Source organism: Sphingomonas plantiphila, from assembly GCF_046000505.1.
Taxonomy (GTDB): domain Bacteria; phylum Pseudomonadota; class Alphaproteobacteria; order Sphingomonadales; family Sphingomonadaceae; genus Sphingomonas; species Sphingomonas plantiphila.
Genome location: NZ_JBELQC010000001.1, coordinates 61,735 through 73,571, shown reverse-complemented (window position 1 = coordinate 73,571; position 11,837 = coordinate 61,735). Strand labels below are relative to the sequence as shown.

General features: G+C 67.5%; 10 protein-coding genes. 3 read left to right on the top strand and 7 right to left on the bottom strand.

What is annotated here, in order from left to right; translation table 11 throughout:
• Nucleotides 1-54: 54 nt before the first annotated feature.
• On the bottom strand, nt 55-2,313 hold the full coding sequence (locus tag ABS767_RS00335; RefSeq protein ID WP_408076375.1) for an LPS-assembly protein LptD: 2,259 nt from the start codon (nt 2,311-2,313) through the stop codon (nt 55-57).
• Nucleotides 2,314-2,503: 190 nt separating this feature from the next.
• Here ABS767_RS00335 and ABS767_RS00330 point away from each other — a divergent pair, with 190 nt between their 5' ends.
• From ABS767_RS00330 to ndk, 3 genes are all read left to right on the top strand, one after another.
• Nucleotides 2,504-3,979, top strand: a complete 1,476-nt coding sequence (locus ABS767_RS00330; protein ID WP_408076374.1) for a leucyl aminopeptidase — start codon at nt 2,504-2,506, stop codon at nt 3,977-3,979.
• Nucleotides 3,980-3,989: 10 nt separating this feature from the next.
• Nucleotides 3,990-4,430, top strand: a complete 441-nt coding sequence (locus tag ABS767_RS00325) for a DNA polymerase III subunit chi (protein ID WP_408076373.1) — start codon at nt 3,990-3,992, stop codon at nt 4,428-4,430.
• A gap of 91 nt (nt 4,431-4,521) precedes the next feature.
• Entirely contained in the window at nt 4,522-4,944 is a 423-nt protein-coding gene (ndk, locus tag ABS767_RS00320) for a nucleoside-diphosphate kinase (RefSeq protein WP_264423901.1), read from the top strand.
• Nucleotides 4,945-5,003: 59 nt separating this feature from the next.
• Here ndk and ABS767_RS00315 read toward each other — a convergent pair whose 3' ends face one another.
• From ABS767_RS00315 to ABS767_RS00290, 6 genes are all read right to left on the bottom strand, one after another.
• Nucleotides 5,004-6,314 (bottom strand): acetamidase/formamidase family protein, encoded by a 1,311-nt coding sequence (locus tag ABS767_RS00315; protein WP_408076372.1) that lies wholly within the window; start codon nt 6,312-6,314, stop codon nt 5,004-5,006.
• 155 nt (nt 6,315-6,469) lie between these two features.
• A complete protein-coding gene (locus tag ABS767_RS00310; protein ID WP_408076371.1) occupies nt 6,470-7,822 on the bottom strand; it encodes a sensor histidine kinase in 1,353 nt (450 codons plus the stop codon).
• Between the two features lie 7 nt (nt 7,823-7,829).
• Nucleotides 7,830-8,552 carry a response regulator gene (locus ABS767_RS00305; RefSeq protein ID WP_408076370.1) on the bottom strand — a complete coding sequence of 241 codons (723 nt, stop codon included), beginning with the start codon at nt 8,550-8,552 and terminating at the stop codon, nt 7,830-7,832.
• Between the two features lie 84 nt (nt 8,553-8,636).
• Nucleotides 8,637-9,362 (bottom strand): hypothetical protein, encoded by a 726-nt coding sequence (locus ABS767_RS00300; protein ID WP_408076369.1) that lies wholly within the window; start codon nt 9,360-9,362, stop codon nt 8,637-8,639.
• 111 nt (nt 9,363-9,473) lie between these two features.
• Entirely contained in the window at nt 9,474-10,244 is a 771-nt protein-coding gene (locus tag ABS767_RS00295; protein ID WP_408076368.1) for a thioesterase family protein, read from the bottom strand.
• On the bottom strand, nt 10,241-11,782 hold the full coding sequence (locus tag ABS767_RS00290) for a class I adenylate-forming enzyme family protein (RefSeq protein WP_408076367.1): 1,542 nt from the start codon (nt 11,780-11,782) through the stop codon (nt 10,241-10,243). Before ABS767_RS00290 ends, ABS767_RS00295 begins: the two co-directional genes overlap by 4 nt.
• Nucleotides 11,783-11,837: the final 55 nt, after the last annotated feature.

Here is an 11,837-nt window from a genome sequence, read left to right as displayed (position 1 = left end):
TGAACTGGGGCTTACATGATTTTATCGCGGGTACCAGTCCACGCGCGATCGCGTTTAGCGCCCCAAATTCTTGAGAGCCAGCGTGAACAGGTAGGAACTGCCGCGCCGCGCGTCGCCGGTCGTGCGATAATCCCGCTTCCAGGTCAGTCCGATCCGCAGGCAGTCATCCTCATATTCCACCCCCAGGCGGTGGCGGATGGGTTCGAACCCGTCGGCGAGCGAGGTCGGATCCTCTTCCTTGTCGGTGAGATCGACCACGGCGGAACCGAAGGCGGACCAGAAACGCGAAATCTGGACGCGCGCGCCTACCCGCGCCTCCTCGCGATCCTGCAGATCTTCCAGCGCGAACCCGATATTGCGGTTGAGCCGCAGATAGCCGAGCGTGACGAAGGTGGCGCGCGACCCGACTGTCGCGTCGATCTCGTTGCGGCGGATCGCCAGATTGTCCTTGTCGAGCCGGTAGCGGTGGGTGAACGCGACGAAGTCGCGGAATCGTACGACGGTGCGCCCGACAAAGTCGGACAGGCGATCGTCGAGCCCGGTTCCGTCGGGCAGGATGGCGGGGCGGGAGGTCAGGCGATAGCTCTGGCCCACATTCGCCTCGACCGAAAGACCCGGCAGATACAGCGCATAGTCGACGCCGAAGGTGAAGCGCGTCGAATCCTCGAACCGGTCATATCCGGGGAAGCGATTGAGCGCGAAGAGGTTCGAATCCTCCAGATCGACCGACCGCGCGTCCTCGTTCGGCACGTCGAAATTCTCGAGCTTGGGCGCGGCGACGATCTGGAAGCGCGGCGTGATCCGCTGCGTGCCGCCGAACGCCTCGCCGATCAGCGGCCATTTCATGTCGAGCGCGAGCGCGCCGATCGCGCGGGCGTGAAACTCCTCGAGCCCGCGATAGCTCGCCACCGTGGTCGCGAGCGTATCCTGGGTGTTATACAGATCGCCGCGACCATAGGCGGTCAGCGTGACCTCCTGTCCCCATGCCGTCAGCTTGCGCAGGTCGTAGCGCAGCGAGGTGAAGGCGCGCTGCGTGTCCTGTCCCTGTCCGCGGCTGATCGCCAGGCTGTTTGCCTGGAGCTCGAACCGGCCGCCCGGGATGAGGTTCTGGCCGAAGCGCAGGCGATAGTCGATTTCGGGCAGCGCCACCGGTTGAAGCCCCTGATTCTCGGTCGGGCGCAGCGTCTGGACGAACCAGCCGTTGATCGAGAAATAGGAATCGCGGTCGATCCGTTCGACGCGCAGGTTGTTGCGCAGCCGGTCGTCGCTGGAAATATCGTAGCGGCGCAGGAAGGTGCGGTCGCTGGCGAGCCGCACCGACCCGCTCGCGCTCCAGTTCGGGTCGAACTGGAACCGCCCGGCGGCGTCGATATAGCCGCGAAACGCATTCTCGCTCGACACGCCGGGGGTCGGCGAGATGAAGTCATCGCTGCGGCGGCTGTAGGTGCCGTATCCGGTGACGCGGAACGCGCCCTTGTCGAACAGCTGGCGATATTCGGCCTGCAGCATCGGCAGCGCGCCGGTGAAGACGCGGGGGGTGACGGTCAGCCCCTTGCTGGGGCCGAGGTCGAAATAATAGGGGAGTGCGACCTCGAACCCGTTAACCGCATCGTAGCGCAGCTCCGGCGCGAGCAGGCCGCTGGCATTTTCGGTGCCGACCGAATGCGAAAAGACCGGCAGCGGCAGGGACGCGATGCCGAACAGCGAAACGCGCGCGCCGGTGTAGCGGATGCGCTGCTTCACCGGATCGTAGACGACGCGCACCGCGGTGATCTTCCACGACGGTTCCTTGGGGCAATTGCCCGAATCGACGACCGCGCAGGGGGTATAGGCGGCGCGATCGACGCGGATCACGCCGCCATCATCGCGCGTGCCGCGTTCGGCGGCGAGCCGGCCGCCCTGCTCGAGCACGACCAGCATGTTGTCGATCATGCCGTCCTTGAGCGAATCGGTCAGTTCGATACGATCGCCGTAGGCGGTGTCACCCTCCGGGTTGGTGACCGCGATATCGCCCTCGGCCACGACCTGTCCGGTCTTGCGGTTCCACACCACCTTGTCGGCGCGCAGCCGGTTGCCGTCGCGGAACATGCGGACATCGCCGGTCACGGTGACGACGTCGCCGCTCGAATCATATTCGGCGAGATCGGCGGAGAACTGGATCTGGTTGGGGTCGTCCGGGAGCGGCGTTTCGGACGGCGGGGGTGGTTCGACCGCGCGATCCTGAAGGTCCTGCGCGCTCCGTGCGGTCGCGCCCGGCGACAGGCACAGCGCGAGCGGCACGATCCCGGCGAGCAGCAGAGCCTTGCGCGTCACGACGTCGTTCTACCCCTTGTACAAACACTGCCCCGCGCAGGGCCGAACCAATCCGTTCCCTGGCCCTATCGCACCGTGCGCGCCGCTTCGCAATCGCCACCCGCCGCGCACGGCCTTTGCCCCATCGCATGCGCTTCCCTAGATAGGGTCGACTCGCCATAAGCGGTGACCCACAGGAACAGGAAGCTTCATGCAGGTAACATTTTCCGCCGCCCGCCCCGCCGACGCGGCGGTGCTCGCTCTGCCGGTCGAAAAGGACGGGCTGGACCGGATGCCCGGCGGCACGCTCGACGATACGACGCTGGCGCTGGTGCGCGGCGCCGCGCGTTCGGGGCGCTTCGAGGGTGAGGTGGGATCGATCGCCGAAGTGTTCGTGCCGGGCAAGGATGGCGCGGATCGCGTATTGCTGGTCGGCGTGGGCGCCGGGAGCGAAGCCGATTATGGACGCGCCGGCGGCGCGCTGACCGCGCGCTTCCTGACCTCGGGCGTGACCACGATCACGGTCGACTTCGCAGCGCTGGGCGGCGCGCCGACCGCGCGTGCCGTCGCCCGCTTTGCCGCAGCGGCAAAGCAGCGCGGCTGGCGCCACGACGCCTATCGCACCAAGTTGACCGAGAAGCAGAAGCCGACGCTGGACACGCTGGTGATTGTCGGCGCGCCGGAGGGCAGCGACGAGGCCTGGGCCGCGCATGCCGCAGTGACCGAGGGCATGGAGCTGACGCGCACGCTCGTGTCCGAGCCGCCGAACATCCTCTACCCGGAAAGCTTCGTCGAGCGTTGCCGTCACCTCGCCGATCTCGGCATCGAGATCGAGGTGCTCGATCGCGCCGCGATGGAAAAGCTCGGCATGGGCGCGCTGCTGGGCGTGGCGCAGGGTTCGCGCCGTGACGGGCGCCTGCTGGCGATGCGCTGGAACGGCAAGGATGCAGGCGACGTCGATGTCGCGCTGGTCGGCAAGGGCGTGACGTTCGACACCGGCGGCATTTCGATCAAGCCCGCGGCCGGCATGGAAGACATGAAGTGGGACATGGGCGGCGCGGGTGCCGTCGCGGGCGCGATGAAGGCGCTGGCGCTGCGCAAGGCCAAGGTCAACGTCATCGGCGTGTGCGGCCTGGTCGAGAACATGCCCGACGGCAATGCCCAGCGTCCCGGCGACGTCGTCACGTCGATGTCGGGCCAGACGATCGAGGTGATCAACACCGACGCCGAAGGGCGGCTGGTGCTGTGCGACGCGATCACCTGGGTCCAGAAGACGCATGGCCCCAGGACCATCGTCGACCTCGCTACGCTGACCGGTGCGATGATCATCGCGCTCGGCAACGAACATGGCGGCCTGTTCGCCAACGATGACGGCCTTGCCGAGCAGCTGCTGTCGGCGGGCCGCGCGACCGGGGATCAGCTGTGGCGCTTCCCGCTGGGCGACGCGTATAACAAGCTGCTCGACAGCCAGATCGCCGACATGAAGAATGTCGGGCCGCGCGGCGCGGGGTCGATCACCGCCGCGCAGTTCATCCAGCGCTTCGTCGAACCCGGCGTGCGCTGGGCGCATCTCGACATCGCCGGCATGGTATGGGCCGACAAGCCCGGTCCGAACTACGACAAGGGCGCGACCGGCTATGGCGTGCGCCTGCTCGACCGCTTCGTCCGCGACAATTTCGAGCGCTGAGCTGGGAGCCATGCAGGTCGATTTCTACCACTTGACCGCGACCCCGCTGGAGCGCGCGCTCCCGCAGATCGCGGCCAAGGTGGTGGAAAGCGGCCAGCGCCTGCTTATCGTCTCCGGTGATGCCGAACAGCGTCGCCGGATCGACCAGCTGCTGTGGACCTTCCGCCCCGACAGTTTCCTGCCGCATGCACAGGCGGGGGCAGGGGACGACAGGCTGCAGCCGGTGCTGATCGGCGAAGCGGTCGCCCCGGGCAACGGCGCGCGCCACGTCGCCCTGATCGACGGCGAATGGCGCGACGACGCGCTCAGCTTCGAACGCGCCTTCCACTTCTTCGGCGAAGACAGCATCGGCGCGGCGCGGATCGCGTGGAAGACCCTTGCCGAACGCGACGGCGTCGAGCGCCGCTACTGGAAACAGGACGAAAACGGACGCTGGGGGCAGGCGGCCTGACACGGCGCACCTGCGGCCCCTTGCCACCGCCCGCGCCTGTCTCTAAGGGCGCGCGCAATCCCATCCCCCATATGACAGGAGCCGCATGGCCATGGCCGTGACCCGTACCTTTTCGATCATCAAGCCCGATGCCACCCGCCGCAACCTGACCGGCGCGGTCACCAAGATGCTTGAGGAAGCCGGCCTGCGCGTCGTTGCCTCCAAGCGCATCCACATGACCCGCGAGCAGGCCGAGGGCTTCTACGCGGTCCACAAGGAGCGCCCCTTCTTCGGTGAGCTGGTCGAATTCATGATCTCCGGCCCGGTCGTGGTGCAGGTGCTCGAGGGCGAGAACGCCATGCAGCGCAACCGCGACATCATGGGCGCGACCAACCCGGCGAACGCCGAGCCGGGCACGATCCGCAAGGAACTGGCCGAGTCGATCGAGGCCAACACCGTCCATGGTTCGGACAGCGACGAGAATGCGGCGATCGAGATCGCCTACTTCTTCAAGCCGGAAGAGATCGTCGGCTGATCGATCCGATCACCTGACAAACGCGAAGCGGGCCGGGGGCAACTCCGGCCCGCTTTGCGTCAGGGCCTGGGCGGTTCGCGCGGCGGCAGCAGCGCCTTGCCGATCCGCGCGGCAACCCCGACGCTGCGACCCGCCAAGTTCGGCACCGAATAGCGCATCGCCGCGCCGATCACCTGCGCCGCTTCGGACAGCGTGAGTCCGTAATCCTGCTGGAGCCACAGGATCAGGCCGGTCGTCGCGCTCTTGAGCGCTTCGTCCAGCGACCCGGCCTGCCCCAGCACCATGAGCTCGGTGGGCGATTCAACGCGAGGCATCCCGATTGCGCGGCCCTTGATCAGTTCGACGCGGAACTCCACGTCCATCGATGTCTCCAGCCCATATTGGCTGGTCTCGCCGTCGCCCTGCGCCGCATGACCATCGCCGAGATAAAGCAGGCCGCCCGGCTGCTGGACCGGCAGCAGCACGGCGTTACCCGCGATCACTTCCGGAAAGTCCATGTCTCCGCCTGCGCGACCGGTGTCCCCGGTCGACATCGGCGGGGTCGCGAAGCCGGGTGCGAGCGACAGGCCGCCGAGCATCGGGCGCAGCGGGACGCGGAAGTCCTTGAGCCGTCCGCTCGCCTCCGCCGGGGTCGCAAATCCACCCTCACGGTCGAGCCGCCACCTGACCGTCTTTCCCAGTGCTCCTGCCTTGGGCACCAGCGCCGTGCCCAGCGCCCGGCCGACGATGCTGTCCAGGCTCTCCGCCCAATCGCGATTGGGTTGCAGCTTGAGAATGTGGACGACGACAGTGTCGCCCGGAGCGGCACCCGCGATGAAGAACGGGCCGGTCTGTGGATTGCCGAACAGTGCGCGCGTCACCCCCTGCGCGTCCATCCCGCCCGAATCCACCGTGGTGGTACGCACCGTATCCCCCGGCCAGATGGTCAGGACCGGGCGGCGTTCGGCGGAGAAGCTGTTCGAATAATCGGCGGGCGTGAACACATGCACCTGTGGCCCGGTAGGCGGTCGGTCGGGAACGCGCCGCGCCGAAAAGCCGAAGCGCAGCCGCAACTCCGGGTGGTTGTTATCTGGATAGTCGGCGACCCCGCTGATTCCATCGCGACCGCTCGTCCCGGTGAAGCGATAGACTGCAGTACGCCGGTCGCGGATCGTCAGCACCACGCCGCGGCCCTTGATCGTGCCGGTGACCGACTCGCCGTCCCAGTCGCCGCGCAGCGCATCGCCGTCGCGACGCAGATTCAGCGTCGAATATTCAGGCGTCCCCAAGCGATCAACCGTGACGATCCATTGCCCGGAGATGTGGTCCTGCGCCGCAGCCGGCAGTGCAGTCGCGCCGGCAACAAGGACGATCGGCATAAATCTGTTCATCGGCCGATCCGTTGACTACATATGTAGTCAACGGATCTTTTATGCGAGCATGTCCAGCATCGCACAGAACAGCGAAAAGATGAATTAGAACCCGCTCACGTCATGTCTCCCCGATCCGGTTGGTCGGGTTAGCCACGCGGGTTGTCAATGGTGTGCTATCGCCCCGGCAAGGTGATCGTCGCGCACAGTCCACCGCCATCGCGGTTTACCAGGGTGATATCGCCGCCCGCCTCGCGCACGATCGCGCGGGCCAGGGTCAGCCCCAGTCCGACGCCGCCCGTGCTGCGATTGCGCGACGCGTCGAGCCGGGTGAAGGGATCGAACACCGCCGCGATCTGATCGGCCGGAATGCCGGGGCCGCGATCGGCGACCTCGATCCGGACGCTCCCGGCGTCGCGGCGCAGCGCCACATCGGCGCCGTCGGCATATTTCACCGCGTTTTCGATCAGGTTGCGGACCGCACGACGCATCAACGAGGGGCGCAGGCGCAGGATCACGCGCTGCCCGTCCTCATAGTCGACGGCATGGCCCAGATCGCGGAAATCGTCGACCACCGCGTCGATCAGCGCGGACAAGTCGGTTTCGGTCGGCGCCTCGCTGGGCCGTCCCAGCCGTGCCAGGCTGAGGATATCGTCGAGCGTGCCGTTCATCTCGTCGATCGTGTCGGCCATGCGGAGGCGGTCTTCCTCGTCCTCGACCGATTCGATGCGGACGCGCAGCGCCGCGAGCGGGGTGCGCAGGTCGTGGCCGATCGCGCCGAGCATCTGGTCCTTTTCATCGAGCATCGCGGTCACGCGGCGGCTCATCAGATTATAGGCGGCGATCACCGCGCGCACGTCGCCAGGCCCGTGTTCCTCGATCGGTTCGTGCGGCGTGGCGGGATTGAAGTCGCGCGCCGAGGCGGCGAGCGATCGCAGCGGGCGCGCGACGCGGTGGCCGAGCCACAGCACCGGCACCAGCACGATCGCATAGATGATCAGCGTTTGAAAAATCAGCCGCCAGATGATGTCGCGATCGCTGAACGGCCAGCCCGATTTGAGCACCAGCCATCCGTGTCCCGGCAGCTCGACCGCGACGAACAACTCGCCGCCCAGCCTTTTCATCCGTTGCGCGCGCAGGGCGTTCATGCGGGCAAAGCGCGGGTCGGTTTCGGAAATGCGGCTGAGCCCGGTCACGATTCCGCCGACCGGAATGCCTGCTTCCGCCAGCGCCTGGCGCAGCCCCTCCTCGACATCCGGCTGGCGACGCAGTCCGGGCGGGATCGGGTTGCGCGGCTCCAGCCGCAACCGCGTCCGGCGTTGTTCGGGGGGCTCGCGAAAGCGGCCGTCGCGGATCCGCTCGGCGGCGTCGACGACGCGCGTGATGGCGGGCGCGGTCACCTGCTCGAAGCGCAGCATGCGGCGTTCGCGCAGCAGTAGGGCGAAGTTGATCGCCTGTGCGACGAACAGCGCCAGCGCCACCATCAGCGCGATCTGCCCGGTCAGGCTGCGGGGGACGAACCGCCTCATCGCCGGATCACAGGCGCGTCACGTCGCTCGCGAGGGTATAGCCGCCGCCCCACACCGTCTTGATCAGCGTCGGGTTTTTCGCATCCGGCTCGATCTTCTTGCGCAGGCGGCTGACCTGGTTGTCGATCGCACGATCGAACGCCGCCGCCTCGCGACCCTGGGTCAGGTCGAGCAGCTGGTCGCGGGTCAGCACCGCACGCGGGCGCATGACGAGGGCAAGCAGCAAATTATATTCGCCGGTCGACAGCGGCACCGACACGCCGTCGCGGTCGACCAGCGCGCGCTCGCTGGTCTTCAGCACCCACCCCGAAAAGGCGTAGCTGCCGGTCTCCGGGGCGTGCTGGCGCGTGCCGCCCGCCTGCAACCTGCGCAGCACCACCTTGATCCGCGCCGACAGTTCGCGGGGGGAGAAGGGCTTCACGACATAGTCGTCGGCGCCCATTTCGAGGCCGACAATGCGGTCGGTCTCTTCGCTGCGCGCGGTCAGCAGGATCACCGGGGTATCGCCCGTCGCGCGCATATGCCGCGTCAGGCTGAGGCCGTCCTCGCCCGGCATCATGATGTCGAGCACTACGAGGTCGATCGAATAGGCCGACAAGCGCGCCCGCGCCGCCTCCGCATCCCCCACTTGGGTGACGCGAAAGCCCTGTTTGGTGAGATATTGGGCGAGCGGCTCGCGGATCGAACGCTCGTCGTCGACGAGCAGCAGATGCGGGGTCTCGGCGGTCATCTCGCCGTGGTTAGCAGATTCCATCCGCTCGGGAAGTGCCGGGCGGGCACGGAGGAGGTCGTCGATCCCGCCCGGCATCGCCGCTTACTCGCCTTCGGGGGAAGGGGCGGGCGGCGTGGTTCCGCGACGCTCGCGCATCGTCTTCATGCGCTCGCGGGCCTTGGCGCGTTGCGCTTGCATCTCGGCGGCGTCGATCTTGCCGTCCTTGTTGGTGTCGAGCTTGGCGAAGCGCGCGGACGACATGGCGTCGAATTCCGCCTTGCTGATCGCGCCGTCGCCATTGGTGTCGGCCTTCATCATCGCCATCGCGCCGCCGCGGCGGCCCATGCCCTTGGATGCGCCGCGCCGTTCGCCGCCGCGCTTCCACTTGGCCTTGCCCGCGCCGCGCCGCTCGCCCTGCTCGATCATGCCGTCCTTGTCGGCATCCATCCGGGCGAAGCGGGCTTCGACCATGGCGCGGTTCTCGGCCTTGCTGATCATGCCATCGCCATTGGTGTCGACGCGCTTCATCATGCGTTCGGCCATGCGGGCACCGCCGCGACGACCGCCGGGCATGAAGTCCTGCAACTCGCCGCCCTTGCGTTCGGCCATCGCCGCGCGTGCGGCGTCCATGCCGGCCTTGCGCTCGTCGGCGCTCAGCTGGCCGTCCTTGTTTGTGTCCAGCCGGTCGAACCGCGCGTCCGCACGGGCGAGCATTTCGGCTTTCGAAATCGGCTGTTTCGGCGTGGTCGGCGCCGGATTCTGCATCGCGACAGCGACGCCCGCGGTCAGCATCGCGCCGATCGCTGCAGTGGTGAGAAAGGTCTTCATCGGTGGCTCCTGTCAGGCGGCAAGGGGCAGCCGCTGTGATGCCCCTTCTGAACGCCGCCTGTCGCAGCCATTTGTCAGCCGGACGGGAAAGTGTCGCAAAATGTGTCGGCGTCAGCCGAAAATCGCGACCCCCTGCATGCCCTCCGCCACTAGCGTCCCGTCGGCGCTCCACATCCGCATCGTCTGGCTCGAATAGCCACCGCGCGCGCTGTCCGTTTCCGCTTCGAGCAGCCACCAGCCATCCTGCGTCGCGGGGGCGGGCTGGAGGACATTGACCTGCCAGGTCAGCGACGACAGCGGAGTCATCTTGGCGAACAGCTTGAAGGCGGCCGGGGGCAGCGCGTCGCCCATCGCCATCAGCTCGACCTCGGGGTCCAGCCCCGCTCGGTCGATCAGCCGGCCCCAGCGCAGCCATTCGGTCGGCCCGGCTTCGGCCTTGAGGTCGAAGAAGTTGAAATTGCCGGTGAAGAACTCCTTCGGCCCGGTGTACAGCGCGGTATCCGCAGCTGGCGGCGCGTGCGGAGTGCGTGCGGTGCCGTCATGGTCGATCGCCGACTCCATTCGCGCCATGAACACGAAGTTGGTGCGCAGGCCCAGGCCTGCCTCGCTGCTGATATCCGCCTGAATAAACGCCGCATTCCGCCCGCGCCGCAGCTTGGTCGCGGTGACCGTCACCGGCCCCGCCAGCGGCCCGACGAACGCCACCTGCGCCGATCGCAGCGGTGGCAGATCGGGCTCGACCTGCTTCGCCGCGCTCAGCGCCAGCGCCGAGGACAGCCCGCCATAGGCGGTGCGCCCCTGCAGCCAGTTGGCCGGGATCTCGGTGGTGAAGCCGCTCTCGGTCCGTACCGCATCGGCCAGCAATCGGGGAAGCGAGGTCATGCCGGGGTCTTCTCCATGTACAGATCGCGCAGTTCGCGCTTGAGCACCTTGCCGATCGCGCTGCGCGGCAGTTCGTCCATCGCCACCAGGTCGGCCAGCCGCTGGGTCTTGCCCAGCGTTGCGTTGACCGTCGCAAGGATGTCGGCTGCCGGCGCGGCATCGGCGGGGACATAGAAGCCCACGGGCGTCTCGCCCCATTGCTCCGACGGCACGCCCACGACCGCGCAATCGCGCACGCCCGGATGCTTGGCCAGTTCCGCCTCGAGGTCGCTGGGGTAGATGTTGAACCCGCCCGAGATGATCAGGTCCTTCTTGCGGTCCATCAGGATCAGGAAGCCGTCGGCGTCGAACCGCCCGACATCGCCGTGGCGGATGAAGCGATTGCCGTCCGGATCGAACCATTCCGCCTCGGCGCTGGCCTGCTTGCGTCCGTGATAGCCGCTCATCATCGCCGGGCTGCGGCCGACGACCTCGCCCATCTCGCCGCGTGCGACCTCGTTCCCGTCCTCGTCGATCAGGCGGATGTCATGGCCCGGGGCGGGCTGGCCGACGGTGTGGAGCTTGTCGGGATGCGTCGTCGCATTGAGGATGCAGGTGCCGCCGCCCTCGGTCATCCCGTAATATTCGACCAGCAGCCCCGGCCAGCGTGCGACCACATCGGCCTTCAGTGCGGCGGAAAAGGGTGCGCTGGTGCACGTCTTGAGCCTGAAGCTGCCAAGGTCGAACCGGTCGAAATCCTCGATCGCCATGATGCGCTGATATTGCACCGGCACCAGCATCGCGTGCGTGGCGCGATGCCGCTCCGCCGCCTCCAGGAACTTGCGTGCGTCGAACTTGCCGAGCAGCACGACGGTGCCGCCCCAGGCAAGCGTCGGGATGAAGCTCACCAGCGTCGTGTTCGAATAGAGCGGGGTCGCGATCATCGTCACCGCGTCGCCGAACCCCGCCGCCTCGTTGCGCGCGATATGCGCCCAGCGCATGGCGTGCGGCTGGACGATCCCCTTGGGCGTGCCCGTCGTGCCGCTCGAATAGATGATGTTGAACGGGTCTTCGGGAGCGATTGTGACGGGGCGCGGGGCGCCTGCGTCGGCCAGCCACGCTTCCAGCGCTTCGCCCGCATCGCTCCGATCCAGCGCGACGCGGCGCGCGGGTACCTTTCGATCGCCAAGCGTCGCGGCCGCATCGGCGTCGAGAAACAGCATGCCCGCGCCGCTATCGGCGATCATCGCCGCCATCTGCTCGCCGGTGCTGGAGGGTGCGATCGGAGCCGGCGCGCCGCCTGCCCGGATCGCGCCCAGGAAGATCGCGGCATAGTCGATGCTGGTCGCACCGACGATCGTCACCGCCTGCCCGCGCGTCAGTCCGTCGCGCTGCAGCGCCGCCGCCACGCGATCCATGCGCGCGTCGAGCTGCGCATAGCTGAGGGTCGCATCGCCATGCACCACCGCCGGCTTGTCCCCGCGCTCGCGTGCATGGGCGGCGATCAGGTCGGGCAGCGTGCCGAAAGGCAGGTCCAGGATTTTGCGTGCCGTCTGCATTCTCTCTCCTCGATTCGGATCGACTGCTATGCGAAACCGCCAATCGCTGCCATAC